Origin of the sequence: Streptomyces sp. 184, from assembly GCF_045781775.1 — a bacterium.
In the GTDB taxonomy this organism is placed as follows: Bacteria; Actinomycetota; Actinomycetes; order Streptomycetales; family Streptomycetaceae; genus Streptomyces.
Window position 1 is genome coordinate 4,418,108 of the sequence record NZ_CP123230.1, and the last position, 25,085, is coordinate 4,443,192.

At 74.0% G+C, this 25,085-nt stretch carries 31 protein-coding genes; 11 read left to right on the forward strand and 20 right to left on the reverse strand.

Annotated elements, in window-relative coordinates; genetic code table 11:
- Positions 1-20 precede the first annotated feature (20 nt).
- Genes QBL21_RS18265 through QBL21_RS18275 form a run of 3 tightly spaced genes read right to left on the reverse strand, consistent with a single transcriptional unit; the run spans position 21 to position 4,879 of the window.
- A complete protein-coding gene (locus tag QBL21_RS18265) occupies positions 21-3,032 on the reverse strand; it encodes an AAA family ATPase (RefSeq protein ID WP_407563274.1) in 3,012 nt (1,003 codons plus the stop codon).
- On the reverse strand, positions 3,029-4,201 hold the full coding sequence (locus QBL21_RS18270) for an exonuclease SbcCD subunit D (protein WP_407563275.1): 1,173 nt from the start codon (positions 4,199-4,201) through the stop codon (positions 3,029-3,031). The genes QBL21_RS18265 and QBL21_RS18270 overlap by 4 nt, the downstream gene beginning before the upstream one ends.
- 51 nt (positions 4,202-4,252) lie before the next feature.
- Positions 4,253-4,879, reverse strand: a complete 627-nt coding sequence (locus tag QBL21_RS18275) for a YigZ family protein (RefSeq protein ID WP_407563276.1) — start codon at positions 4,877-4,879, stop codon at positions 4,253-4,255.
- Positions 4,880-4,976: 97 nt separating this feature from the next.
- On the opposite strand from QBL21_RS18275, the gene QBL21_RS18280 reads away from it, so the two are divergent.
- Positions 4,977-5,384, forward strand: a complete 408-nt coding sequence (locus tag QBL21_RS18280; RefSeq protein ID WP_407563277.1) for a CoA-binding protein — start codon at positions 4,977-4,979, stop codon at positions 5,382-5,384.
- Positions 5,385-5,402: 18 nt separating this feature from the next.
- Here the strand turns inward: QBL21_RS18280 and QBL21_RS18285 are convergent, their stop codons facing one another.
- Together QBL21_RS18285 and QBL21_RS18290 are read right to left on the reverse strand one after the other, a co-directional pair.
- Entirely contained in the window at positions 5,403-5,957 is a 555-nt protein-coding gene (locus tag QBL21_RS18285) for a YbaK/EbsC family protein (protein ID WP_407563278.1), read from the reverse strand.
- A 20-nt stretch (positions 5,958-5,977) separates the two neighbouring features.
- Entirely contained in the window at positions 5,978-6,550 is a 573-nt protein-coding gene (locus QBL21_RS18290; RefSeq protein ID WP_407563279.1) for a helix-turn-helix domain-containing protein, read from the reverse strand.
- A gap of 106 nt (positions 6,551-6,656) precedes the next feature.
- On the opposite strand from QBL21_RS18290, the gene QBL21_RS18295 reads away from it, so the two are divergent.
- Entirely contained in the window at positions 6,657-7,520 is an 864-nt protein-coding gene (locus QBL21_RS18295) for an EamA family transporter (protein ID WP_407563280.1), read from the forward strand.
- A gap of 146 nt (positions 7,521-7,666) precedes the next feature.
- Here the strand turns inward: QBL21_RS18295 and QBL21_RS18300 are convergent, their stop codons facing one another.
- Positions 7,667-8,347: an acyltransferase gene (locus QBL21_RS18300; RefSeq protein ID WP_407563281.1), complete on the reverse strand. Its 681-nt coding sequence runs from the start codon at positions 8,345-8,347 to the stop codon at positions 7,667-7,669.
- A gap of 143 nt (positions 8,348-8,490) precedes the next feature.
- Between QBL21_RS18300 and QBL21_RS18305 the strand changes: the two genes are divergently transcribed.
- Entirely contained in the window at positions 8,491-9,036 is a 546-nt protein-coding gene (locus QBL21_RS18305) for a gamma carbonic anhydrase family protein (protein WP_407563282.1), read from the forward strand.
- 115 nt (positions 9,037-9,151) lie between these two features.
- Here the strand turns inward: QBL21_RS18305 and QBL21_RS18310 are convergent, their stop codons facing one another.
- A complete protein-coding gene (locus QBL21_RS18310; protein WP_407563283.1) occupies positions 9,152-9,604 on the reverse strand; it encodes a DUF4442 domain-containing protein in 453 nt (150 codons plus the stop codon).
- A gap of 63 nt (positions 9,605-9,667) precedes the next feature.
- Here QBL21_RS18310 and QBL21_RS18315 point away from each other — a divergent pair, with 63 nt between their 5' ends.
- Together QBL21_RS18315 and QBL21_RS18320 are read left to right on the forward strand one after the other, a co-directional pair.
- Positions 9,668-10,618 (forward strand): hypothetical protein, encoded by a 951-nt coding sequence (locus QBL21_RS18315; RefSeq protein WP_407563284.1) that lies wholly within the window; start codon positions 9,668-9,670, stop codon positions 10,616-10,618.
- Positions 10,619-10,675: 57 nt separating this feature from the next.
- On the forward strand, positions 10,676-12,127 hold the full coding sequence (locus tag QBL21_RS18320; RefSeq protein WP_407563285.1) for an MFS transporter: 1,452 nt from the start codon (positions 10,676-10,678) through the stop codon (positions 12,125-12,127).
- Here QBL21_RS18320 and QBL21_RS18325 read toward each other — a convergent pair.
- From QBL21_RS18325 to QBL21_RS18335, 3 genes are all read right to left on the reverse strand, one after another.
- Entirely contained in the window at positions 12,058-12,921 is an 864-nt protein-coding gene (locus QBL21_RS18325) for a spermidine synthase (RefSeq protein ID WP_407563286.1), read from the reverse strand. The genes QBL21_RS18320 and QBL21_RS18325 overlap by 70 nt on opposite strands.
- Before the next feature lie 88 nt (positions 12,922-13,009).
- On the reverse strand, positions 13,010-14,179 hold the full coding sequence (gene tuf, locus QBL21_RS18330) for an elongation factor Tu (protein ID WP_407563287.1): 1,170 nt from the start codon (positions 14,177-14,179) through the stop codon (positions 13,010-13,012).
- Between the two features lie 271 nt (positions 14,180-14,450).
- Positions 14,451-15,221, reverse strand: a complete 771-nt coding sequence (locus QBL21_RS18335) for a DNA alkylation repair protein (RefSeq protein ID WP_407563288.1) — start codon at positions 15,219-15,221, stop codon at positions 14,451-14,453.
- A gap of 75 nt (positions 15,222-15,296) precedes the next feature.
- Here QBL21_RS18335 and QBL21_RS18340 point away from each other — a divergent pair, with 75 nt between their 5' ends.
- The 3 genes from QBL21_RS18340 (at position 15,297) to QBL21_RS18350 (ending at position 17,646) form a co-directional block, all read left to right on the forward strand.
- Positions 15,297-16,112, forward strand: a complete 816-nt coding sequence (locus QBL21_RS18340) for a TVP38/TMEM64 family protein (RefSeq protein ID WP_407563289.1) — start codon at positions 15,297-15,299, stop codon at positions 16,110-16,112.
- A 47-nt stretch (positions 16,113-16,159) separates the two neighbouring features.
- Entirely contained in the window at positions 16,160-17,029 is an 870-nt protein-coding gene (locus QBL21_RS18345; protein WP_407563290.1) for an undecaprenyl-diphosphate phosphatase, read from the forward strand.
- Between the two features lie 383 nt (positions 17,030-17,412).
- Entirely contained in the window at positions 17,413-17,646 is a 234-nt protein-coding gene (locus tag QBL21_RS18350; protein ID WP_407563291.1) for a helix-turn-helix transcriptional regulator, read from the forward strand.
- A gap of 78 nt (positions 17,647-17,724) precedes the next feature.
- Here the strand turns inward: QBL21_RS18350 and QBL21_RS18355 are convergent, their stop codons facing one another.
- Positions 17,725-17,952, reverse strand: coding sequence for a hypothetical protein (locus QBL21_RS18355; RefSeq protein ID WP_407563292.1), 228 nt, complete (start codon positions 17,950-17,952; stop codon positions 17,725-17,727).
- A gap of 172 nt (positions 17,953-18,124) precedes the next feature.
- Here QBL21_RS18355 and QBL21_RS18360 point away from each other — a divergent pair, with 172 nt between their 5' ends.
- Genes QBL21_RS18360 through QBL21_RS18370 form a run of 3 tightly spaced genes read left to right on the forward strand, consistent with a single transcriptional unit; the run spans position 18,125 to position 19,221 of the window.
- Positions 18,125-18,373, forward strand: a complete 249-nt coding sequence (locus QBL21_RS18360) for a GntR family transcriptional regulator (RefSeq protein WP_407563293.1) — start codon at positions 18,125-18,127, stop codon at positions 18,371-18,373.
- A gap of 9 nt (positions 18,374-18,382) precedes the next feature.
- Positions 18,383-18,559, forward strand: coding sequence for a hypothetical protein (locus tag QBL21_RS18365; RefSeq protein ID WP_407563294.1), 177 nt, complete (start codon positions 18,383-18,385; stop codon positions 18,557-18,559).
- A 26-nt stretch (positions 18,560-18,585) separates the two neighbouring features.
- Positions 18,586-19,221 (forward strand): hypothetical protein, encoded by a 636-nt coding sequence (locus QBL21_RS18370; protein ID WP_407563295.1) that lies wholly within the window; start codon positions 18,586-18,588, stop codon positions 19,219-19,221.
- A gap of 371 nt (positions 19,222-19,592) precedes the next feature.
- On the opposite strand, the gene QBL21_RS18375 is transcribed toward QBL21_RS18370, so the two are convergent.
- From QBL21_RS18375 to QBL21_RS18415, 9 genes are read right to left on the reverse strand one after another with little or no spacing between them, the layout of a single operon-like run.
- Positions 19,593-20,285, reverse strand: a complete 693-nt coding sequence (locus QBL21_RS18375; protein ID WP_407563296.1) for a collagen-like protein — start codon at positions 20,283-20,285, stop codon at positions 19,593-19,595.
- Positions 20,282-20,629, reverse strand: coding sequence for a hypothetical protein (locus QBL21_RS18380; protein WP_407563297.1), 348 nt, complete (start codon positions 20,627-20,629; stop codon positions 20,282-20,284). The genes QBL21_RS18375 and QBL21_RS18380 overlap by 4 nt, the downstream gene beginning before the upstream one ends.
- Positions 20,630-20,646: 17 nt before the next feature.
- Positions 20,647-20,997 (reverse strand): hypothetical protein, encoded by a 351-nt coding sequence (locus tag QBL21_RS18385; protein ID WP_407563298.1) that lies wholly within the window; start codon positions 20,995-20,997, stop codon positions 20,647-20,649.
- A gap of 3 nt (positions 20,998-21,000) precedes the next feature.
- On the reverse strand, positions 21,001-21,861 hold the full coding sequence (locus tag QBL21_RS18390) for a hypothetical protein (RefSeq protein ID WP_407563299.1): 861 nt from the start codon (positions 21,859-21,861) through the stop codon (positions 21,001-21,003).
- Entirely contained in the window at positions 21,861-22,598 is a 738-nt protein-coding gene (locus QBL21_RS18395; RefSeq protein WP_407563300.1) for a hypothetical protein, read from the reverse strand. The genes QBL21_RS18390 and QBL21_RS18395 overlap by 1 nt, the downstream gene beginning before the upstream one ends.
- Before the next feature lie 30 nt (positions 22,599-22,628).
- Positions 22,629-22,769, reverse strand: a complete 141-nt coding sequence (locus tag QBL21_RS18400) for a hypothetical protein (protein ID WP_407563301.1) — start codon at positions 22,767-22,769, stop codon at positions 22,629-22,631.
- A 16-nt stretch (positions 22,770-22,785) separates the two neighbouring features.
- Positions 22,786-23,397 carry a hypothetical protein gene (locus tag QBL21_RS18405; RefSeq protein ID WP_407563302.1) on the reverse strand — a complete coding sequence of 204 codons (612 nt, stop codon included), beginning with the start codon at positions 23,395-23,397 and terminating at the stop codon, positions 22,786-22,788.
- A gap of 9 nt (positions 23,398-23,406) precedes the next feature.
- Positions 23,407-24,111, reverse strand: a complete 705-nt coding sequence (locus QBL21_RS18410) for a hypothetical protein (protein WP_407563303.1) — start codon at positions 24,109-24,111, stop codon at positions 23,407-23,409.
- Positions 24,108-25,085 (reverse strand): DUF5047 domain-containing protein, encoded by a 978-nt coding sequence (locus QBL21_RS18415; RefSeq protein WP_407563304.1) that lies wholly within the window; start codon positions 25,083-25,085, stop codon positions 24,108-24,110. The genes QBL21_RS18410 and QBL21_RS18415 overlap by 4 nt, the downstream gene beginning before the upstream one ends.

Here is a 25,085-nt window from a genome sequence, read left to right on the forward strand (position 1 = left end):
GGTCGGATGCCGGTCAGCGGTCAGCGGTCGGCGGCCGTGCGGTGCCGTACGTACGAGCCCGAGCGGCCCTTGACGACCTCCAACTGCGCCGGGATCCGCCGGCGCAGCTCCGGCACGTGGCTGACGATGCCCACCGTGCGGTCCCGCTCGCGCAGCGCGTCGAGGACGTCCAGCACCTCGTCCAGGGTCTGTTCGTCCAGGCTGCCGAAGCCCTCGTCGATGAAGAGCGTGTCGAGCCGCACGCCCCCGGCCTCCTCGGCGACCACGTCGGACAGGCCGAGGGCCAGGGCGAGGGAGGCGAAGAACGACTCGCCGCCGGAGAGGGTGGCGGTGTCCCGCTCGGTGCCGGTCCAGGCGTCCACGACGTGCAGCCCGAGGCCGTGGCGCCCCCGGCCGTTCGCGCGCTCGTCGGAGTGCACCAGCGTGAACCGGCCGGACGACATCCGCGCCAGCCGGGCCGTCGCGGCGGCGGCGACCTGTTCGAGCCGGGCGGCCAGCACGTACGACTCCAGCCGCATCTTCCGCTCGTTCTCCGCGGACGTGCCGGCCGCGAGGGAGGCGAGCCGGGAGACCCGGTGGTGCTGCGTACGCAGCGGAGCCAGCCGGCGCACCCGGTCGGCGGCGTCGGCGGAGAGCCCGCCGAGGGCGTCGCAGCGTTCGCGCGCGTTGTCGCGAGCGGTGGCGGCGGTACGCAGCCGGCGGCCGGCGGCGGCGAACGCCTCCTCGGCTTCGGCGACGGCCGCGGCCGGCCGGGCGGCAGCGGCGGCGGCGCGCGGCTCGGCCAGGGCCTCGGCGACGGCCGCCTCCTCGGCCTGCCACGCCTCCAGCCGCGTCTCCAGATCGCGCAGCGCGGCCGGGTCCAGCAGCGCCGCGGCGGCCTCCTCGGGGGTCTCGAAGCGGGCGCGGTAGGCGGCGTCGGCCACGCGGGAGTCGGCGTCCTTGCTGCGTTCGGCGGCGGCCGACGCCTCGCGGGCGGCGCGGGCGGCGGTGGCCAGCCGGTCGGCCAGCGACGTCAGTTGGGCCGCACGCTCCTCGACGCCCGCGGCGCCGCCGCGGGCGGCGCGTACCTCGGCCTCGCGGGCGGCCCGTTCCGCGGTGAGCGCGTCGGCGCGGGAGGCGCGGGCGGCGGCTCGGCTCTCGGCCTGCTGCCGGCCGCGTACCCGGCGGGCGTGCTCCTCGTGCGCCTGGTCCAGACGCTCGCGTACGGCGAGGGCGCCGGCGGCCAGCTCCCGGGCCCGGCCCAGCTCCCCGGCCACCTGCGCGACGGCGGCGGCCAGCGCGTCCCGGCTCTCCCCGCCCGCCGCCTCGGCGGCGGCGTCGCGGGCCTGGCGCAGCGAGTCCAGCCGCAGGGCGGCCTCTTCGCGTACGCGCTCGGCGGCGCGGTGCGCCGCCAGGGCCTCGTTCTCCTCGCGCTCGCCGACGAGTTCGCCGTCGGCGGTGGCGGGGGCCGGGTGCGCGGCGGAGCCGCAGACGGGGCAGGGCTCGCCGTCCGCCAGCCGGGCGGCCAGCTCGGCCGCCATGCCGTCGAGGCGCCGTTCCCTCAGCCGCAGCCAGGTCTCCCGCGCTTCGGCGGCGCTCTCGCCGGCGTCGAGGTGCGTGCGCCGGGCGTCGTCCGTATGGCCGTCCAGCTCGTCGCGGCGCTCGGCGGCGTCGAGGCGGCGGCGCACGCTCTCGTGCTCGGCGGCGAGCTGCTCCGCGCGCGTGGCCGCGCCCTGGGCCTCGTCGACACGGCGCTGGAGGCCGCCGCGCAGGGCGTCCCAGCCGTCGAGCCAGCCCGCGGCCTCGCGCAGCACGTCCTCGTCGGCGCGGGACTCCTCCTCCAGCGCGGCGAGTTCGCGGCCGATCCCGGCGCTGCGGGCCTCGGCGCGGCGGGCGGCGTCGAGGGCGCCCAGCTCCTGCCGGGTGCGGGCCTCGTGGGCGTCGAGTTGCTCGGGGCCGCCGCCGGCGACGGTGCCCGGCAGGGCGGCGCGGGCCGCCTCCTCGGCCGCGGCGGCGCGGCGGGCCGCGGCGGCGGTCTGGTCGCGCAGCTCCAGCGCGGGCGCCACGGCGGCGGCCTCACGGGCGCGGCGCAGCTTCCCGTCGAGCGTCGCGCGCTCCTCGCGCCGTTCCGCCAGTGCCTGCTGCCGCTGCCGCGCCTCGCCGTGCAGCCGCTGCAACCGGGCGAGTTCGCGTACGTCCTGAAGGTGGCCGTCCGCCGCCGCGTGGGCGGACTCCGCGGCGTGCAGCCGCAGGTCCGCGGCGTCCGCCAGCTCGCGGGCGGTGGCCCGCGCGACGGCGGCGTAGGCGAGCACGCCGTCGGCGAGGTCGGCCTCGCCCGGCTTGGCGCCGTCGGGCGACCAGCCGTCGGGGTCGGCGGCGGCCGGGCCGCCGGCCTGCCGGATGCGCTGGGCGAGGTGCAGCAGCCGCTCGTCGCCGTCGCGGACGGCCTCCTGGGAGCGGCGGCGCAGGTCGGCGAGGTGTTCCTCGACGGCGGCGAAGCGGCCGGTGTCGAAGAGGCGGCCCAGCAGCTTGGCGCGGGCTTCGGCGTCGGCGCGCAGGAAGCGCGCGAAGTCGCCCTGCGGGAGGAGCACGACCTGGCAGAACTGCTCGCGGGTCATGCCCAGGAGCCGGCCGATCTCCTCGCCGATCTCCTGGTGCGAGCGGCTGAGGCCGCGCCACTGGCCGGCCGCCGGGTCGCGTTCGCGCAGCAGGCTGGTGGCGCGCTCGGTGGTGACGCCGGTGCCGTTGCGCTTGGGGCGCGGCTGGGCGGGCCTGCGGGTCAGCTCCAGCCGGCGGCCGGCGATGGTGAAGTCGAGCGCGACCTCGGTCGGGGTGTGCGGCTCGGCGTGGTGGCTGCGCAGCGTGCCGCCCTGGCGGACGCCGGGCACGCCGCCGTACAGCGCGTAGCAGACGGCGTCGAGGACGGAGGTCTTGCCGGCGCCGGTGGCGCCCTGGAGCAGGAAGATGCCGGCGCCGGACAGGGCGTCGAAGTCGACTTCCTGCGCGCCTGCGAAGGGGCCGAAGGCGGCGACGGTGAGCCGGTGGAGCCTCACCGGGCCTTCTCCTCGCGCGCGTCGGCGGCCCGTACGGCGTCGAACGCGGCGTGCAGCACGGCCCGTTCGTCCGCCGTGGCCGCTGTGCCGGGTCTGACGTGGGCCACGAAGTCCTCGGCGATCTCGCGGTCGTCACGGCCCCTGAGCCGGGCCGCGTACGACGCGGCGGCGTCCCCCGTGCCGTCCGCTGGGTCGGGGGCGAAGGCGAGGCTGACGACGTGCGGGAAGCGCTCGGCGAGGCGGGCCATCGGCTCGTGCGGGCGGGCGGCGTCGGTGAGCGTGGCCTCGACCCAGGCGGCCTCGTGGGGTGTCAGGGCCGGGTCGGCGAGCAGGTCAGCCAGCCGGCCGCGCAGCCGCGCCAGCGCCCGCGGCACGGGCGCGGCGACGCGCTCGGCGGTGATGCCGCCGGCCGCGTCGAGGTCCACGAGCCACGTGGACTTGCGGTGGGAGGCTTCGGAGAAGGAGTACGCGAGCGGGGAGCCAGAGTAGCGCACGCGCTCGGCGAGGGTCTGGCAGCCGTGCAGGTGGCCCAGCGCCACGTAGTCGACGCCGGCGAAGACCCCGGCGGGCACGGAGGCGACGCCGCCGACGGTGATGTCCCGCTCGCTGTCGGAGGCTTCGCCGCCGGTGACGAAGGCGTGTGCCAGGACGACGGAGCGGGTGCCGGCCGGGCGGGCGGCGAGGTCGGCCCGTACCCGGTCCATGGCGGCCGAGAGCACCGCGGTGTGGCCGCCGCGGGGGGTGGCGAACTCCTCGCGCACCAGCGCCGGTTCGAGATACGGCAGCCCATAGCACGCCACGTCGCCCGCGGTGTCCCGCAGCAGTACGGGCTCGCCGACGCCCGCCGGGTCGGTGCGCAGATGGACGCCCGCGCGGTCCAGCAGCCCGGCGCCGACGCCGAGCCGGCGCGCCGAGTCGTGGTTCCCGGAGATCATGACGACGGGGACGCCGAGCGCCCCGAGCCGGTGCAGCGCCCGGTCGAACAGCTCCACGGCGGCCAGCGGCGGCACCGCGCGGTCGTAGACGTCCCCGGCGACGAGCACGGCCTCGACCCCGCGCTCGGCCACCACGGCGACGAGGTGGTCGAGGAACGCGGCTTGGGCGTCGAGCAGGCTCACCCGGTGGAAGGAGCGGCCCAGGTGCCAGTCCGAGGTGTGCAGGAAGCGCATGACGCCCGACTGTATCGGCGGGGTACGACATCCCGTGCCGTCACCGCCGACTCACCCGGCGCCGTACACCTCGTCGCCGCACCGGAGTTCGGCGCCGCCGGCGGTGGCGTCGGCCAGCCAGGAGCCGAAGGCGTCCAGCTCGCCGGCGGGTACGGCGACCTCGATCTCGACGCGTTCGCCGTACGCCACGCCGCGCACGTCGCGCCCGGCGGAGTGCAGGTGGCCGAGCACCTTGCCGGCCCGCCCGTGGTCGACGGTGACGGTGACCAGCCGCATCCGCAGCCGCGTCACGGTGCCGACCGCGTCCACCGCGGCGCCGACCGCGCCGCCGTAGGCGCGGATGAGCCCGCCGGCGCCGAGTTTGGTGCCGCCGAAGTAGCGGGCGACGACGGCGACGACGTAGCGCAGCTCGCGGCGGAGCAGGAGTTGCAGCATGGGAAGTCCCGCGGTGCCGCCGGGCTCGCCGTCGTCGCCGGACTTCTGCACGCCGGCGTCGGCGCCGACGACGTACGCGAAGCAGTGGTGCGTGGCGTCGGGGTAGGCGGCGCGTACCCGGGCGAGGACGGCCTGCGCCTCGGCCTCGGTGGCCGCGGGGGCGAGGGTGCAGACGAACCGGGAGCGGTTCACCTCGCTCTCGTGCACGCCCTCCCGGGCGACGGTCAGGTACCCCTCGCGCATGCCGCCACCCTAGCCCCGCTCCCGCCGTGTCCCCGGCCGCCGCCCGCGCCGGGCCGCCCGGGGGAATCGGGGCCGGACCGGCGGCGTTGAAGGGGCCATGTACGGAGATCAGGAGACGGTCCGCAGGATTCTGACCGCGACGGGCGACACCTGGGCGGTGGTCGGCCTGTCCGAGAACAGCTCACGCGCGGCCTACGGTGTGGCGCGGGTGCTCCAGCGCTACGGCAAGCGCATCGTGCCGGTGCACCCCAAGGCGCAGGCGGTGCACGGCGAACAGGGGTACGCGTCGCTCGCGGAAATCCCGTTCCCCGTCGACGTGGTCGACGTCTTCGTCAACAGCGACCTCGCCGGCGGGGTGGCCGACGAGGCGGTCGCGGTCGGCGCGAAGGCGGTGTGGTTCCAGCTCGACGTGATCGACGAGGCCGCGTACGAGCGGGTGCGCGCTGCCGGTCTCGACATGGTGATGAACCGCTGCCCGGCCATCGAGATCCCCCGGCTCGACTGACCGGGGACCCACGGAGGGTCAGCCGGCGAGGCCGTCGAGGACCGCGGCGCCGGGCAGTTCGGCCAGCGCCTTGCCCGGCACGATCAGCTTGCCGCGCCGCCGGCCGCTGCCGATGACCAGGTACGGGGCGTCCGCGACCCGGGCGTCCACGAGGACCGGCCAGCTCTCCGGCAGCCCGATCGGGGTGATGCCGCCGTACTCCATGCCGGTCTCGGCGGTGGCGGTCGCGGTGGGTGCGAACGACGCCTTGCGCACGTCGAGACGGCGCCGGACGGTGCCGTTGACGTCGACGCGGGTGGTAGAGAGAACGACGCAGGCGGCGAGGGTGACGTTCCCTCCGCGCTTGCCCGCGACGACGACGCAGTTGGCGGACTGTTCCAGCAGGTCCTGTCCGTACGTCTCGCAGAAGACGGCCGTGTCGGCGACCTCGGGGTCGGAGTCGACGTGCACCAGTTCGGCTGCGGGGACGGCGCCGTGCCAGCCGCGCAGGGCGGCGGCGACGGGGTCGGCCAGCAGGTCGAGCCGTTCGGTGGCGGGGGCGGCGTCGTCGAAGTTGCCGATGGGTGCGCGCATGTCCGCGACCTTAACGCGCCTCAGCGCGGGGGCGGTACGGAGACCGCCATCACCAGCTCCACCGGCTCCTCGCCGTCGTTGCGGTACGCGTGCGGAGCGCTCGCCTCGAAGCTGGCCGAGGTGCCCGCCGGCACCGCGTGCGCCGTGCCGGCGACGAGGAGCGTCAGCTCGCCGGCGGTGACGTGCAGCAGTTCGGTGGTGCCCGAGGGGTGGGGGTCGGAGCTGCTGCCGTCGCCGGGCATCAGCCGCCAGGACCACATCTCGAACGGGCCGGGGTTCTGCGTGCCGACGAGCAGCCGGCTGGCGCTGCCCCGCTTCGTCGTCCACATCCGCACGGCCCGGTGCGGCGGCACGAGCTGCACCTCGGGGCCGTGCTCGTAGTCCAGCAGCGTCGTGATGCTGATGCCGAGGGCGTCGGCGAGCTTGACCGTCGTGCCGACGCTGGGGTTCGTACGCGCCTGCTCTATCTGGATGATCATCCCGCGGCTGACGCCGGAGCGGCCGGCGAGCGAGTCCAGGGTGAAGCCGCGCTCGTTGCGCCAGTGCTTGAGGTTGCGGGCGAGCGCGTGCGTGAGGAGGTCGAAATCCGCCAAGGCTCCGTCCAACTCCGTCCAATATTTTAGATGCGTTCGTCCAGTGCACTGAACTACACTGCGGAGAACCGCATCGTTCATCACAGTGTACCCGGGGGGCTTCGTCGTGACCGCACTCTTCGCCCTGGCCACCAGCATCCTCTACGGGCTGGCCGACTTCGGCGGCGGGGTGCTGAGCCGGCGCACGCCCGCGCTGACCGTGGTCGTGCTCTCGCAGATCGCGGCGACGGTGGTGCTGGGCGCCGTCGTGGTGGCCACCGGCGCCTGGAGCGAGGCCGGCCCCCTGCTCTGGTTCGCGGTCGCGGCGGGCGTCGCCGGCCCGGTCGCGATGATCTGCTTCTACAGCGCGCTGGCCCGCGGGCCGATGGGCGTGGTCTCGCCGCTCGCCTCACTGGCCGTGCTGGTGCCGTTCGGCGTGGGCCTCGCGGCGTACGGGGAGCGGCCCGGGCCGGTGCAGTACGCGGGCGGGGTCATCGCGCTGACCGGCGTGGTGCTGGCGTCGGGGCCGGTGCGCGGGGCGCCGGTGGAGCGGCGGACGCTGGTGCTGACGCTGGGGGCGGCGGCGGGCTTCGGCGCGGTCTTCGCCTTCATCGCCGAGGCGTCCACGACGGTCACGGGGCTCTTCCTCGCGCTGTTCGTGCAGCGGGCGGTGAACGTGGCGGTGGGCGGCGCCCTGCTGTACGCCTCGGTGCGGCGCGGCGGCGCGGCGCTGCCGGAAGGCGGTTGGGACACGATACGGGCGGCGGCGCCCGGGCTGGTGTTCGTGGGCCTGGCGGACGTGGCCGCGAACGGGACGTACGCGATAGCCGCGCAGCACGGCCCGGTGACCCTGGCGGCCGTGCTGTCCTCGCTGTATCCGGTGATCACGGCGCTGGCGGCGCGGGGCGTGCTGCGCGAGAAGCTGCGCGCGGTGCAGGCGGCTGGCGCGGCCCTGGCGCTGGCCGGGACGGTGCTGCTGGCGTCGGGGTGAGACCGTGCGCGGTGCCGTGCAGGGCTCAGAAGTGGTTGCGGATCGCGTAGAGCAGCAGCCCGAAGGCGTGCAGGCACAGCACGACGGCCAGCAGGATGCGCAGCGTGCGGTTGGTGATCATCGGGCGCACCTCCTCGCGGTCGCGGTCATGTCGCCGTCTCCAGTGTGCCGGGCGGGGACGGGCGCAGCGGCGGGTGCCAGCCCGATTCGGGGTTCCAGCGGCGTACGATCCGGGCGGGCGCGCCCGCGACCACGGCGTGGTCCGGTACCTCGCCGCGCACCACGGAGCCGGCGGCGACGACCACGTTGCGGCCCAGCCGGGCGCCGGGCAGGATCAGCGCGCCCGCGCCCAGCCAGCTCCCCGCGCCGATCTGCACCGGCGCCGAGCGCGGCCACTGCTTGCCGACCGGCTCGTGCGGGTCGTCGTAGCTGTGGTTGGTCGACGTGACGTACACGTAGGGGCCGCAGAAGACGTCGTCGCCGATGGTGACCGGCAGGTCGGCGATCACGTGGCTGCCCCGGCCCAGCACCACGCCGTTGCCCAGCCGCACGGCCGTGTCCGGGCCGAGCGGGGCGCCGGGCGCCAGGCCCACGGTGAGCGTCACCTGCTCGCCGATGATGCAGTGCGCGCCCAGCTCGATCCGCCGCTCGCCGAAGATCGTGCCCTGCGGGAAGGCGAGGACCGTGCCGGCGCCGATCCGCCGGAAGCGGTACGGGCCGGGGCGCGCCGCGCTCACCGCGCCCGTGCTCCTGACCCACCGCCAGCCGCGGTGCACGGCGCGCGAGAGCAGCCGGCTCGTCACGGAGTTGCGCTGCTGCTTCGGCACCCGGTCACCGTACCTCTCCCGTTCCTCGCCTACGCTCTCCCCGAGCGCGGGCGCGACCCCGGACGACGACGGGCCGCCGGCGGCTCACCAGGACGTACGACGGCGGGCGGCGAGGGCCGCCGCGAGCACCGGGAGCGGACGACATGTCAGGACGGCCGGAGCCGCTGATCGCGGCGGTGGGCGGGCGGGAGCCCGCGGTGGACCCGAAGGCGTACGTGGCCGCGACCGCGGTGGTGGTCGGGGACGTGACCGTGGGCGCCGACGCCAGCGTGTGGTACCACGCGGTGCTGCGCGGCGACTGCGAGGCCATCTCGCTGGGCGCCGGGAGCAACGTGCAGGACAACTGCACGGTCCACTCCGACCCCGGCTTCCCCGTCGTCATCGGCGAGCGCGTGACAGTCGGCCACAACGCGGTGGTGCACGGCTGCACCGTGGGCGACGACGTGCTCGTGGGCATGGGCGCGACCGTGCTCAACGGGGCCGTGATCGGCGCGGGTTCGCTGGTCGCCGCGCAGGCGCTGGTGCCGCAGGGCATGGAGGTGCCGCCCGGCTCGCTGGTCGCCGGGGTGCCGGCGAAGGTGAAGCGCCCGCTGACCGACGAGGAGCGCGAGCACATCCGCCTCAACGGCGAGGGCTACGTGGCCCTGGCGCAGGCGCACCGCGACTCCCTGGGCGGCTCGGGCGGCTGACACGCGGGTTGCCCGGACGCGGGTCGCCGGGGCACGGCCAGGTACGGACCGGCCGCCGGCGCGTACGGCACCCGCGGCGGCCGGTGCCGCGGCAGCCGGCCGCCCGCCTGCCGCCTCAGTCGTTGGGGCGCAGCGTCCACAGCACCGTCATCCGCCCGCTGACGGCGCCGTCCCCGCGGACAATGTCGACCTCGACCGGGAACTCCGGCCGCTTGCCGGCGTCGAGTTCGGCCACGACGTCGGCAACGGGCCGGCCCAGCCTGGCGCGAGCGGTGACGTCGCCCTTGGCGACCTTCAGGAAGTCGATCTCCGCCCGCACCGGCAGCGGCACGGCCCGCGCCATCTGGTCGCCGAACGCGGCGAGCACGACGGCGCCGGTCGCCGACTCGGCGAGGGTGAACATCGCGCCGGCGTGCGGTCCGCCGACGTGGTTGCGGTACTCCGGCCGGTCCGGGAGGCGGAGGGTGGCGGCCTCCGGGGTGATCTCGTCGTAGACGAGGCCGAGGGTGCGGACCATGGGTACCGATGCCTGGAGAAGCTCGCCCAGCGGCGGCGCGGTGTCTGACATGCGACCACGTTACCAGCGGGTAATAAGTGTGACCACTCCCCCTCGCCAGCTATGTTGTTCCGCATGTGGCCAGGACAGCAGCCCGGGGGCGAGCAGCAACAGCAGCAGCCGAACCCGTACCAGCAACAGCCCGCCCCGCACGGCCCGCAGGGCTACGACGGACAGCAGCAGTACCAGCAGCAGGGCCAGTGGGGTCAGCCCACGCCGCCCGGTGCGCCGGTCCCGGCGAAGAGCGGGACGAGTCCCCGCGTCGCCGTCGCCATAATCGGCGCCGTCGCCCTGATCGCCGCCGCGGCCGTGACGGGCGTGGTGCTCCTCAACGAGGACGACGGCGGTGGCGGCAAGGCGAGCCCCGCGGGCGGCGGAGGCTCGCCCTCCGCTTCGCCGTCGCCATCGGCGTCGAGCGAGCCCGTACTCCAGGACGACCCCGACAACCCGCGCGGCAGCGCCGACGACCAGAAGATCGACGCGGTCGTCCCCGGCTGGAAGGCCGTGCACAACGCCAAGCGCCACAACGTCTACGACGTGCCGCCGGAGTGGGAGGTGCAGTCCCCGACCATGAGCATCGGCTTCGAGGACGACTCCGGTCCGCTGGTGTCGATGACCGGCGCCGCGCTCTACAAGGACGGCATCTGCAAGTACGCCAGCCGCGCGGGCGCCGGCACCAAGGGCGGCATCGGCGCCAAGAACACCTCGGAGGCCGTCGAGAACGAAGCCGGCGCCTGGGCCGAGGCGGCCTTCAACACCAGCAAGAAGGCGACCGTCAAGCAGACCGAGCCGGTGCCGTTCACCAGCAAGCACGGGCTGAAGGGGCACATGGCCACCGCGACGGTCACCGACGTGCCGCGCGAGACCAAGTGCTCGGCCGACGGCAAGATCGTCGCCTTCACCTACACCGACGTCAAGGGCGAGTTCGCCACCTGGGTGCTGTACACGGACACGGGTGTGAAGGACGAGGTGCCGAACGACACCATCGCCAAGATCATGGACAGTCTGCGCCCGCTGGAGGGCTGAGCGGGGGGCGGCGAATTCCACTTGGCAGCGGGCAGGTGAGCCCGGCATAGTCCGCGGGTGACCCGTCCCCCCGCACCCGACGCCGGCTCCGCACCGGATTCCGTACCGGATTCCACCCCGGGCTCCGTACCGGATGCCCCGGCGGACCGCGCACCGGATCCCGCAGCCAGGGCCGCTTCCGGCCCGGCGCCCCGCCGGCGGTGGGCGGGGCGCAACTACACGCTGCTCTCCCTCGCCGCGGTGATCACCAACCTCGGCGCCTCCGGCGCGCTGATCGCCTCCGCGTTCGCGGTGCTCGAAGCCGGTGGCTCCGCCACCGACGTCGGCCTGGTCGCCGCGGCGCGGACGACGGCGCTCGTCGTCTTCGTACTCGTCGGCGGCGCCGTCGCCGACCGGATCCCGCGGCACCGGGTGATGGTCGTCGCGAACACCGTCAACTGCACCTCGCAGGGCCTCTTCGCGGCGCTGGTGATCACCGGCGAGGCGCACGTGTGGCAGATGGTCCTGCTGTCCGCGGTCGGCGGTACGGGGCACGCGTTCTTCGCCCCCGCCGCCGAGGGCATGGTGCTCTCATCGGTCACCGGCGAGCAGGCGGGCCGCGCCTTCGCGATGTTCCGCGTCGGCATCAACGGCGCCGGCATCGGCGGGGCGGCGCTCGGCGGCGCCATGGTCGCGGCGGTGGGGCCGGGGTGGGTACTGGCCGTGGACGCGGGCGCGTTCGCCGTCGCCGCCGCCCTGCGGGCGTTCCTCGACGTCAGCGGCATCCCGGAGCGGCAGCCCCCCGCCGGCATCCTCGCCGATCTCAAGGTGGGCTGGCGGGAGGTGACGGGGCGGCCCTGGCTGTGGTCGATCGTCCTCCAGTTCGCCGTCGTCAACGCCGTGGTGGCGGCGGCCGAGGCGGTGTACGGACCGCTGGTGGCCCGCGACCACCTGGGCGGCGCCGGGCCGTGGGGCCTGGCGATGGGCGCCTTCGCCGCGGGGACGCTGGCGGGCGCGCTGGTGATGACCCGGTGGAAGCCGCAGCGGGTGCTGCTCGCCGGGGTGCTGTGCATCTTCCCGCTCGCGTTGCCGGCCGCGGCGCTGGCGGTGCCGCTGCCGACGGCGGGGCTCTCGGCGGTGATGTTCCTCTCCGGGTTGGGCGTCGAGGTCTTCGCGGTGGCGTGGATGCTGGCGCTGCACCAGGAGATCCCCGAGGACAAGCTGTCGCGCGTCTCGTCGTACGACTGGCTCGGCTCGATCGCGCTGATCCCGGTGGCGACCGCGCTCGCCGGGCCCGTGCAGGACCTGGTGGGCCGGTCGGCGGCGCTGTGGGGCTGCGCGGCGCTGGTCGTCGCGCTGACCGCGGCGGTGCTGTGCGTGCCGGACGTACGGCGGTTGCGGCGGCGTACGGAGCACGCGGCGGCCGGGTCCGCCGGCACGGACCGGGCGGCGAGCGCGGGTCAGCCGATCGTGAAGGCGCCGTCCGGCGGCTCCGGCGAGGGCACGGCGTCGGCGTCCGTGACCGGCTGAGCGCCGGCCGTCAGGCGCCGCAGCGCCGGCCCGTACTCGACGCGGGCGGGGAACGGGTCGCCGGCGGTGCGCCGGGCCAGCTCCGCGAGCGGCAGCCCCGGGCCGGCACCCGTGCCGCGCTTCGCCGCGACCACCAGGATGTTGCCGAAGCGGCGCCCGCGCAGCACCGCGGGCTCGGCGATCAGGCACAGCTCGGGGAAGACGGCCGCGGCGGTGGCCAGTTGGGAGCCGAGGAAGCGGAACGGTGCGCTGTCGGCGAGGTTCGCGACGTACAGCCCCTCCGGGCGCAGCGCGCGGGCGGCGGCGCCGACGAACTCCAGCGACGCGACGTGCGCGGGCACCCGGGCGCCGCCGTAGACATCGGCGATGACGAGGTCGCAGCTCGCCGGCGGGCGCCGCTCCAGCGCGGCGCGGGCGTCGAGGGCGCGTACCGTGACGCCGCAGTCCGGCGGCAGCGGCAGGTGCCGCGCGACCAGCGCGATCACCCCGCGGTCCGACTCGGCGACCTCCTGCCGGGAACCGGGGCGGGTCGCCGCCACGTACCGGGGCAGGGTCAGCGCGCCGCCGCCGAGGTGCACGGCGTCCAGCGCACGCCCCGGCGGGAAGCCGAGGTCCACGACGTGCGCGAGCCGGCGCGCGTACTCGAACTCCAGGTGCGTGGCGTCGTCGAGGTCGACGTACGACTGCGGGGCGCCCTCGACCGTGAGCAGGTACGCGCGCGGGCGGTCGACGTCCGGCAGCAGCTTCGCGGTGCCGCCGTCCACGGCGGCGATGACGGGGACGGGCTCCTCCACACCGGCCATTGTGGAGGAGGAGGCCCGCCTTCCGTACCCGGTTGCGCGGATGCGCGTGATACGGAAGGCGGGCGGCGGCGGGCCGGGGTCAGCCCACCTCGGTGACGGTGCCCGCGCCGACGGTGCGCCCGCCCTCGCGGATCGCGAAGCCGAGCCCCGCTTCGAGCGGCACCTCGCGGCCCAGCTCGACCGTCATGGCGACGGTGTCGCCGGGCCGGGCGACGGCGGTCTCGCCGAGGTCGACGTCGCCGACGACGTCCGCGGTCCTGATGTAGAACTGCGGCCGGTAGCCGGTCGATACGGCCGTACGCCGGCCGCCCTCGGCCGCGGACAGCACGTACACCTCGGCGGTGAACCGCCGCCGCGGCACGAGGCTGCCCGGCGCGGCGACGACGTGCCCGCGGCGCACCGCGTCGCGCGCGACGCCGCGCAGCAGCAGCGCGACGTTGTCGCCGGCCTGCGCGGAGTCCATCGGCTTGCCGAAGGTCTCCAGCCCGGTGACGACCGTCTCGGCCTCCGCGCCGAGCACCTGCACCCGGTCGCCCACGCGCACCGTGCCGCGCTCGACGGCGCCGGTGACGACCGTGCCGCGGCCGGTGATGGTGAGCACGTTCTCCACCGGCAGCAGGAACGGCGCGTCCAGGTGCCGCTCGGGCATGGGCACGTAGGCGTCCACCGCGTCGAGCAGGTGCACGATCGCCTCGGTCCACGCCGGGTCGCCCGCGAGCGCACGCAGCCCGGAGACGCGGACCACCGGCGCCTCCTCGCCCGGGTAGCCGTGCTTGGAGAGCAGCTCGCGCACCTCCAGCTCCACGAGGTCGGTCAGCTCCGGGTCGCCGGCGTCGGCCTTGTTGAGCGCGACGACCACGTGCCGTACGCCCACCTGCCGGGCGAGCAGCACGTGTTCCGCGGTCTGCGGCATGACGCCCTCGGTCGCGGAGATCACCAGGATCGCGCCGTCGAGCTGCGCGGCACCGGTGACCATGTTCTTCACGAAGTCGGCGTGGCCGGGCATGTCGACGTGCGCGTAGTGGCGGGTCGCCGTCTCGTACTCGACGTGCGCGATGTTGATGGTGATGCCGCGCACGGCCTCCTCCGGCGCCCGGTCGATGCGCTCGAACGGGACGAAGGTGCCGGTGCCGCGGTCGCTGAGCACCTTGGTGATCGCGGCCGTCAGCGTCGTCTTGCCATGGTCGACGTGCCCCATCGTGCCGATGTTGACGTGCGGCTTGCTGCGCACGTACGCCTGCTTGGGCATGGTTCTTCCTTGCGGATCGCAGCGAGTGCGCGGACCCCGGGCCTGGCCGGCCCTCCCCCGCGGGGGTCCGCTGGAGCGATCACGGGAAGGGGCGGATTCGGGCGCCGTCGGCTGCGGCTGCCACTGCTGCTGCGAGTGCGGCCGGCACAGCCTTCTGCGCGTCCGCGGCTGCGGACGTGTGCGCGGGGAAGGCGTACCGGAACATGTGCACCATGATCGGGTACGGGCCCGCCGCCCGTCGAACGGTTTTCCTGCCGCCGGCCGGGACGGCTCAGAAGTGCTTGAGCGCCTCGCGCACGGACAGCGGGGACAGCTCGGCGCGGTGCGCGTCGACGAAGGCACGCACGGCCCGCGGGTCGGTCTTCGCGTACTCGCGCAGGCACCAGCCGATGGCCTTGCGCACGAAGAAGTCCCGATGGCCGGCGCGGCGCAGACAGTAGCCGAAGAGTCGGCCGGTGTCGGTGGCGTCCTTGAAGCGCAGTTGGTGCAGCAGGGCGGTGCGGGCGACCCAGAGGTCGTCGTCCTCGATCCACTCGTCCATGGCCGCGGCCGGCGCGGGGTCGGCGGCGACGAGGCCGCCGACGACGTGAGCGGCAAGCGCGTCGACGGTGTCCCACCAGGAGGTCGTGACGACGAGGTGGCGTACGACGGGCAGGAAGCCCGGGGAGCAGCGGCGCACGTGGCGGCGGAGGTAATCGACGGCGAAGTAGTGGTATTCGCGCTCCGGCAGCCGCCAGCAGCGCAGCGCGATCGCCGCGCAGTCCGCCTCGGCGGGGCGCGGCGTGCCGGCGAGGACGGCGCGGGACAGCTCGCGGCGGCGGGGGGCGGGGATGCCGAGGAACGGGGCGACGCCGCGGAGGTACGCGGCCGACTGCGCGGCGCGCTCGGGGTCGGCGGCGGCGGGGTAGGCGGCGGCGAGGCGGTCGAGGACGGTGTCGGCGAGAGGGCTCGCCGGGACCGCCGGGACGCCGGCGGCGCCCGGGGCGTACGGGGTCGCCGGGGCGTCGGCGCCCGCGGGGGCGCCGGGGTGCTGCTGGGCCATGACGGCCACGGTAGCCGCAGGAGTTGAGTGCGACGTCACGGCGCGGGCCCGGCGGCGTCGGTTAGGCTCCTTAGCGTGCCCGAACCCGCCGAGGCGCCCGTCGTCGGCCGCGCCGTCCGCTGCGGCCGGGCTTTGCTGTCCCCGCGTTCCCGGCTCGGCCTGCTGCTCGTGATGCTCGTCGGCGCCGCGGTCGCGGTCGTCGTGTGGCGCCCGCACCGGCTGCTGGCCGACGGCCTGCCCCCGCAGTTCACCGGGATGTCCGCGGTTATCCTCTTCGCCATCGCGTACGGCCTGTGCACCGCTGCTCTCGTCCCGCGCCCGCTGCTCAACCTGGCCTCCGGCACGCTCTTCGGCGCCCAGGCGGGACTGGTCGGCTCGGTGTCCGGCACGGTGCTGGGCGCGGGCGTCGCGTTCGGCATCGGCCGGCTGCTCGGCCAGGACGCGCTGCGCCCGCTGCTGCGCGGGCGACTGCTGACGGCGGCGGACCGGCAGCTCAGCCGGCACAGCTTCCGCTCGATGCTCGTGCTGCGCACCTTTCCCGGCGTGCCGTTCGCGGGTGTGAACTACGCCGCCGCGGTCTCCCGGATGAGCTGGACGCCGTTCCTCGTGGCCACGGGCGTGGGCTGTGTGCCGAACACCGCCGCGTACGTGATCGCCGGCAGCCGGGCCTCCGACCCGCTCTCCCCCGTCTTCCTCGCCGCCCTCGGCTTCATCGTCGCCAGCATGGCGGCCGGCGCCGCGGTCGCCGTGCGCCGCCGCCGGCGCTCCGCCCGCTCGGCCGCCCCGGGCGGAGTGATCTCTTCCGCCGCACCCGCCGCCGCCCGCACCGACGGGCCCGCGGGCACCGCCACAGCCGACCCTGGGGCCACACGCCTCATGTCGGGGCCTTAACATCTCCTGCAACCCGTCAGCGAACTCAAGGACATGTGCAGCCCCGTATGAGCTGGTTCGAAGCAGTCATCCTCGGACTCGTCCAGGGGCTGACGGAATTCCTGCCGATCTCCTCCAGCGCCCACCTCCGGCTCACGGCGGCCTTCGCCGGCTGGGAGGACCCGGGCGCGGCCTTCACGGCGATCACCCAGATCGGTACGGAGACCGCCGTGCTGATCTACTTCCGCAAGGACATCGCGCGGATCGTCTCCGCCTGGTTCCGCTCGCTGACCAACAAGGCGATGCGCTCCGACCACGACGCGAAGATGGGCTGGCTGGTCATCATCGGCTCGATCCCCATCGGGGTTTTGGGGCTGACGTTCCAGGAGTCGATCGAGGGCCCGTTCCGGGATCTGCGGCTCATCGCCACCACGCTGATCGTGATGGGCCTGCTCCTCGGCTTCGCCGACTGGCGCGCCTCCGGCGGCGGCGGCCGGCACCGGGCGGTGGTGCAGCGCAAGGAGTTGAAGGACCTCAACACCCGTGACGGCCTGCTGTTCGGCGTCGCCCAGGCGCTCGCCCTGGTGCCGGGCGTCTCCCGCTCGGGCGCGACGATCACCGGCGGCCTGTTCCTGAACTACAGCCGTGAGGCCGCGGCCCGTTACTCGTTCCTGCTGGCCATCCCCGCGGTGCTCGCCTCCGGGCTCTTCGAGCTGAAGGAGGTGCCCGGGGCGACGCACATGAACTGGGGCGGGACGGTGGCCGCGACGATCATCGCCTTCGTCGTCGGATACGCCGTCATCGCGTGGTTCATGAAATTCATCACGACCCGCAGCTTCGCACCCTTTGTCATCTACCGCGTGCTGCTGGGCCTGCTCATTCTTGGACTTGTGGCGTCGGGTGCGCTGGAGCCAGAGGCTGGAGACGCGTCGCACTAGCTGTAGGTAGCTAGAGGATTCTCGCGGAATTTAGAGGGTGGGAGAGCTGGTCATCTCCCATCTCTCTCCCATTCGATCAACGGACCGGCCCCCCGGCTACCACCTGGGGGCGGATTGCTGCCGAGGGGCCGGCCACCTGCCCCACGGACCCGCGGCGGGGTCCGTGGGAGCCGAGTGGGGGGAGTTCTAGTAAGCGCTCACTGTGCTGATTCGATTCAACGATTGATGTACACGGCAGTCACTCACTCAAACGGGTGAAACTTTCCCGACATCCGGTCACAGATCACCTGGTAACAGGCGCGGTCGTCCACTCCTTGGACGTGATCGAAAAATGCGAACCCCCATGTACTGACTGATGATCGTAGCCCGCCGATCGTCGCCGGGTGCGCCAGAACGATCAACCGCCGTGGGTCCGGGACCGCCGCCGAACCATAGGCCGCCGCCTCCAGGACGCCCGCCTCTACGCCAACCTCACCCAGGAGGCCGCCGCCGAGGCCGTCGGCGTCGACCGGCGCACCATCCAGGCGTGGGAAGCCGGCACCGCCGACCCGCCGCTGGGGCGCCTGCTGCTGTTCGCCGCTGCGGTCGGGGTGCCCCTGACGGACCTGCTGAAGTAGAGCCCCGCTCGCCACCGGGGGTGTGGGCGAGCGGGGCCTCCCGCGCCCGTGCGGGCTTGCCGTCAGGGCGCGGGGGTCTCAGATGTGCTTGCGCATCTCGTCTCGCGGGCACACCACGGTCAGCCGGGTGGGGTCGGCGGGGTGCCATTGGTCGGTGCCGTAGATGGCGCGGAGCAGGAGGATGCCGGTGGCTTGCTGGCGGTCGGTGACGATGGCTTCGCGTCCGGTGTCGGGGTCGTACACCTTGTCGCCGATCTCGGGCCCGCCGCTGTCGCTGCGCGCCGGCTTGTCGTTAGCCTGTTCCATGGCTCCTGCTCCGCTCAGGTAGTCCACGCCCCCGGGCCGTTGCCACGGCCGCGGGGGTTCTTCCTGCCCACACGGTACCGCCAACTGCGTCCCCCCGCGTCCCTGTGCGTCCTGCCGCGGTGGGACGCGTTCCCGAGATGCCGGGTGCGGTGGCCAGCGTCAGGCTGTGATCATGAGCGGTCTGCCGCAGTACGACTACGAGAAGCTCGCCGATCGGATCGAGGCTGAGATCCGCTCGGGGCGGCTCCCGGTGGGCGCGCGGCTGCCGGGTGAGCGGGAGATGACGGACCTCTACCAGGTGAGCATCGGCACTGCGCGGCGTGCGGTGCGGGAGTTGCGGGACCGCGGCCTGGTGGCGACGCTCGCGGCGAAGGGCACCTACGTCCTTCAGCCCCCGCCGGCTGACACTGTCGGCCCGTAGGCTGGTCTGATGCCGCTACCCCCATCGAGCGTGCGCCCGGCTGCCGCCGTGCAGGCGGATATCACCGCGTGGCTGGCGCTGCCGGAGGTGCTGCGGCTCGCGGTGGATCCGGGTCGTGAGGTGCTGCCAGCACTGTGGGCGGAGTGGCTGGCGGCGGACCGGGCGGAGATCGTCGAGGCGGCTTAGGCCGCCCCCGCCCTAGAATCGAACACATGCCCGATGCCGTGGAGGTCCCGCCGTGGCGCCCCGACATGGGCCGCCCGCCGCAGGTCCGGGTCTACCCGCCCCGGGACGCCCCGCGGCTACAGGTCCGCGTGGACGGTACGTGGCGCGACGCCGTCGCGATGGCGCGGCATGACTGGCCGGACGGCCGGGTCGCGGTGCAGGTGACGGTCCGGCTCCCGGCCCCGGACCTTGGCGGGGGTCTTGAGGCGTACTGCCGGACGTACCTGTGGGGCTCGGGGGCGATGCGCGCAGCCGAGGAGCGCGACGCGGGGGCGCACGGGCGTGAACGGGTTGACGCTGCCGACGCCGAGGGGATGATGGCCGTCAGGGAGGTGGGCCAGGTGGAGCCGACTACCGAGTACGGGACATGGGGCGAGCACGGCGGCGGCGACTGCGTCACCGTGGAAGAGACTGTCGGCTCGGCGATGGACGGGGCGACAGAGGAAGAGGTCGCCGAAGCCGCCGCTGAGTACCGGGCGCGGATCAACGACGCGCTGCCTGAGGGGGTCGTGCTCGCCGGGCAGAACTTCTACGGCCCGTACCCGAGGGACCCGGAGGTGGACATCGCGGCGATCGTCCGGGGTGTGGATGAGGAGTCGAGCCTCGGGCCGGCCGCCGTCTGACCCCGCACAGTACGGCGCCCCCTCCCGAAGGAGGGGGCGTGCGCGTCTCCGGGGGCCTCTGCCCCGCCACGCTGGTAGGCCCCTGATCGGGCCGTCGTCGGCGGGAGGGATGCGGTCACCCGCGCCCGGCTGAACCCGGCAGAACGGTGCGGAAGATCTTGTTCGGAGCCCATCCCGAACTGTTCGCGGGCCAGGGCCTCCAGTCTTGGGTGTGCGCACACCCGCCACCTTCGGACACCTGCCGTCGGGCAGCGCCGGGCGATCAAACCGGCGCCCCTCACCAGACGTGAGGTACACCACCAGCGTAGCCGCCGCCACCGACAACGGGCACGCGAAAACCCCGCCGCCCGGGAAGGGCGACGGGGCTTCTGTCACGTGTACTGCCGTCTCTGCGGGTCGAGTGCCGCGCCGAGGAGCCCGGGGCCACCCGGCGGCGGCTCGCCTCCATCCGCGGTGCACGTGTAGTGCGTGGAGCCGTCCCCGTCCGGGGTGCACGTGTACGTGGTGCCGCGGTACTCGAACGTCCACGACGCGGGCGGCGGGCCTGCCGGACCGCGGTCGCCGTCGGCGCCGTCGCTCCCCGGCGGCCCGGCCGGGCCGGGTTCGCCCTGCGGCCCCACAGGGCCAGGCTCCCCCGCCGCACCCGGCTCGCCGCCCGGCCCAGGGCTTCCCGGGGAACCCGCCTCACCCGGAATGCCCTCGCCGCCCGGCGGTCCGGTCGGGCCCGGGCTGCCCGGCTCACCTCGCTGCCCCGGCGGGCCGGGCGACGGTGACGGCGCATCCCGCCCCGGCGCCCCCTGCTCGCCGCGCGGCCCGCTCGGACCCTCCACCGGATCATCCGGATCCCCGCGCGAGCCCGGCGGGCCGGCGACGGGCTTCTCGCCCAACTCCTGCACCTGCACCGCCAGCGCATCCCGCGCGTCGTTCGCATCCCGCAGGTCGCGGCTCAGGTTCTGGATCCACAGCGCAATCAGAGCGAACGCCGCGATCCCCGCGAGGACCGCCACGGCGAACGTGATGTCCTTGCGGCGGCGGATCTGCCCCCGGTTCACATGCTCGCTCACGCCCCCGCCCCCCGAGAGTTGACGTACAACTGCAACAGCAGGATCAGCACCGGGGCGATCAGTGCCGCGAACACCAGGCGCCGGTCGGCGCGGCGCCGGTCGTCGGCCGCGCGCCGGTCGTCGTCGGCCTGCCGCCGTTCCTGGGTGCGGGCTTCCTCGATCGCCGCGATGCGGGTGATGAGCTGGGTGTGCACGTCGTCGCGGGCCCGCCGCTCCAGCTCGTACCGCTCCAGCGACACCTTCTGATCGAGCCGGGCGCCGTACTCCCGCAGGTCCTCTTTCAGGTCGGCGTGCACCGCCTCAAGGCGGCGCACCACCTCACCGAGAGTCGGCTCGTCCGGCACGTCGTGCTCCGCTCAGGTCAGACGCCCCGCGGCGCGGACTTCGCGGCGGCCGTCGGCGACACCTGCCCGCGGGTCAGGAGGCCGAGCACGGCGAGGACAGCAGCGTTCAGTGCGCCGACGGTTTCCGCGGACACGTCCATGCCGTAGGCGGCCAGCAGCGCCACCACCGCGGCGACGACGCCGGTGAACGCCGACGGTGCGATGGGCCGGGTCACGGCCGCGGTGGCGGCTGCGAACACGGCGGAGATGACGGCGACGATCGCCGCCGCCTGCTCGGCGTCCAGCCCGAACTGGAACGACACGAGCAGCGACAGGCCGGCCGATACGGCGGCGAGGACGAGCGCAGGCTCGTAGCCGAAGATCTTCATGGGTCAGCCCTTCTCGTTGAGCTTGGCGAGCACCTGGTCGAGCTTCGCGACGGCGGACTCGGCTGCCCGGCGGGCGCCGCGGGCGGCACGGGTCTGGGTGGCGACGTGGCTCTTCCACGTCCAGAAGCGGTTCGTCTTGTACGACTCGGCGTCCTCGGGAGCCTCGAACACGTTGTCGGTGGTCGTGAGCTTCTTGAACACCGCGTCGGCGATCTTCTCGATGTCGTCCTTCGTCACTTCGTCCTCCTCGGGGACGCCCGCGGCGCGGGCCAAGATGGGTGCCATCGGGAACGCTCCCGGGTCGCCGTGATCGTTTTCGGGCACGTGCTGGTGACCGCAGTGCCCGTAGAAGCTCCGCCACTGCGAGCCCGACAGGCGCACGCCGTTGGAGCCGTAGCTCGCGGGGTACGGCTTGAACGTCAGCCCTGACTTCAGCGGGACGCCGTGCTTCTCGTGCGCCCACTTCGCGAAGGCGGCGAGGTCACGCACAGCCCAGTCCGGCAGCTCCGGCATGTACAGGTGCTGGCCGCCCCACCGGCGGTGCGCCGACGGGTCGCAGGTGCCGACGACCTCCACCTGGCAGACGTTCGCGGTGTTCGTCTCCACGCCGCCGCCGAGGTTCCGCAGCGCGCGGGATGACACGTCGAAGTCGTAGTGCTGGTACCAGCGGATCTTCTCCGCCCCGAAGTCCGGCAGGGCGGTGAAGTTGGGGGCAACCGCGCCGCCGGAGTACGACGGCAGCGACGTGCCCTCGGTGGAGTGCCAGACGACGACGTTCGTCTCCATCGCCGAACCCGGGTAGCCGCGCTGGTACCAGTAGGCGGTCGACGCCGGCGGGTACTTCTGTGGGCCGCTGAGGACCATCACAACCCCCTCAGATAGAAGTTCTCCGCCATCTGCTCCAGCCCGGGCTCGTCGAACTCCTCCGTGTACCTGCCGGAGTTGGCCGAGGTGAGGTAGCCGCCCGACGGCGCGCACATCACCGGCCGGCGTCCGGCGGAGTTCCGCACGCACTCTCCGTCCTCGACCTTGCCGTCGCCGTCGCGGTCGTAGTTGACGTGCGCGAGGCCCATGATGTGGCCCAACTCGTGGAGCACTCCGTTGGCCTGCCGTGCGGCGTTCGTCGTCGGGTTGCTGGAGAACCAGTCCGGCGTCGTCCAGTACTGCGAGTTCATGTACACGTTGCCGCCCCATGCCGAGCCGTTGGCCGCCGCGTAGCAGGAGTAGGCGACCGACGCCCACGACCCCTCTACCGGGCGGTGCTTGTAGTGGAAGCGGATCTCGTGCCGCGGCTGATCCGCACACGACGGCCGCGGCCCCGGCACGATCACCGGCGACACGGTGACCTGCACCCCGGTCACCTCGGTGATCTGCGTTGCGGCCTTCTTCAGGTAGGGCGACAGCCGGTCCCGGCCCGCCTCGGACGCGAACACGATCGTGTACGGGTCCGGGCTGATCGAGTAGATGCCGTCCGATGTCAGGGCCTTCCAGCCGTGGCCGGAGTACACCGGGGACTCCGCCGCGCCGGCCGGCGCCGCGGACAGCGCGAGAAGCGCTCCCATGACGGCAGCCGTCACCAGCACGCGGACGCGTGTGAACATCACGAGACTCCTTGAGCGGGGAAGAAGGGCTTAGCCCGCGGTCGGCGGCTGCGGCGGGTCCGTCGACGGGGTGGGCGGTTCCTCCATGAGGCCGAGGGCCACGAGCGTCGCCACGTCTCCGTCGGTGGTGTCGGTGCGCGGTGTCACCTGCACGGGTGCCGGATCGGTCACGGCAGGCTCCTCCTCCTCAGAGGCTGTAGAAGACACCGTTGAAGCCGATCCACGGCGGCCTGTTGCTGCTGGAGTTGGTCCCGTAGATCTCCAGGTGGCCGTTGGTCTTGGCGTCCAACTTCAGCGTGATGCGGTCGCTGGAGACGTCGGAGCAGGGGATGACGACCGTGCGCAGGCTCGCGGGCCGGGCGGCGGTGGGCAGCGCCGAGGCGGTGAAAATCCCCGAGTTGGGGATGGCCGGGCCGTAGGTGACGGACAGGGCGCCCTGCAACTGCACGCTCGGCTCGCCGAACAGATTGATGCGCCGGTACTGCACGTTGCCGTTGCTGTTGCCGTTGTGCGCGAACCCGGACGTGAGGGTGATGTTGGTCCAGGTGGAGACGGAGGAGCCGATCGTCACCCACACGCCGCCCACCCGCGCGGTGATCAGCTCCTCCGCTGCCAGATAGGCGACCATCCCGTCGACCGGGGAGGTAATCGTGGCGTTGCGTTCCGCCGCGGTGGCGAACCGCATCACGCCGCGCTGGACGATGGCGTTGGCGATGTCTTGGGCCAGCGTCGTGGCGTTCGGTGCGTCGGTGAGGGCGGCGATACTCACGCCCTGCCCGTAGTCGTCAGTGGTCGGCAACGGTCTCTCCTAGGCGACGCGGCGCAGTTCGAGGAACGAGTGGGCGCGGACGGTGGTGGTGCCTGAGGCGCCGTTGCGCGCCCAGCGGAACGCGACCGTGCCACCAGCGACGCCGGTGACGAGCATCCCCGCCAGGCGGATCACCAGGGGTGTGCCGGCCAGTGCGCCGAGGACCAGCGTGTCCGTCCAGACGCGCTCAAGGGTGCGCAGGTCGCCGGTCTCGGTGGTGGCCGCGGCCGGCTGCGCGAACCCGCTCCAGAACCCCGCCGCCGCGCTGGGCGCGGTCATGCCGATGTTGATGTCCCCGGAGGTGTCGGTGCACGTCACGGACGCGTGCACGGTCACCAGGTACTGGGCGGACGGTGCTGCGGTGACTGACAGGTGCGGGTCATCGGTCACGGTGGTGCTGGTGCGGCCTGTGGCCGCGGTCTTCCGCGCGTACAGTGAGCCGCCGGTGGCGACTGTGCGCCCGAGGGCGAGCCAGTTTCCGGCGCCGGAGCGGGTGATGACGATCAGGTCGCCGACTACGGGGGTCGGGTAGGACTCCAGGCGGCGGGCCCGGATGTCGCCGCAGTCGACGGTGCCGTCGCTGCCGACGGCGGTGACGGTGGCGGTCTGCCAGTCGGCGCCGCGCACGCTCGGGGTGGTCTTGCCCTGTCGGACGGATTCCCCGGCGATGGCGTCGGCGAGCGCGCGGGCGCTGCTGCTGCTCATGCGTCCTCCTTGCCGCCGATCATCGTCAGCGCGAAAGTGCCGCCGGGGGACAGGTCGATCGAGAAGGATTGCACCTGGTGCAGGTCGCGGCGGCCGTTGCCGTACACAGCACGGAGCACGTCCCCGGGCTCCAGGCACGGGTTCGGCAGGCTGGTGAGGTCGGCGGTGACCGCGGGCTTCACGCTGTCGCGGAGCAGCTTGTTCGCCGCGCCCTGCGCGAGGCCGCTGCTGGTCAGCGTTGGACTGGAGTAGAAGCGGGGCACCCGGCCGAACGGGCCGAGGTAGTAGGTGGGCGAGGTGGGATCGTCGTCCATCGCCGTCGCCGTGACGGCCGCCGCGTTGTCCTCGGTGTTCTCGCCGCTGGCGACGACGACGTTGTACATGCCGTCGCGGGAGAATTCGCGGTTCGCCTCGATCAGCACCCCGCTGGCGCCCGCGGCGACTTCCCACGCCGGCTCGGTCGCGAGGATGTCCGGCAGTTCGGCGATGACGAAGAGCCCGTCGGCGTTGCAGTACGCCTCCGCTCCGACGGCGGTGGCGATCTCCTGTACCGCGGCCCACCTGTCGCCTTCGCGGTCCCATGTGCGGGTGCCCAAACCGGTGTTGTCGGCGGTGGAGGCGATGACGGCGTCGGGCAGCACGTCCTGGATCAGTGCGGTGATGGAGGTGACCGCCGCCGTCGCCCCGCGCGTGGAGTACGGGGCCTCGAACTTGGCGTCGGCGATGACCGCTTCCAGGCCGCTCGCGGTGAGCGTGACCGGGCCCGTGTCGGGGTCTCCGGCGAGGGTGTCGAGGCGGCCGAAGAAGACGGGGACGGTCTCCAGCAGTCCGCCGGGGAAGACGATGCCGCGGCGGATCCGTAGCCGGGCGCCGGAGATCGCCAGGTAGTCGGCGGCCGTCCACGGCAGCAGGCTGACATCCGGGACCTCTACCGTCGCGGTGCGCCGTACCGCCGCCCCGCGGTCGACGGTCAC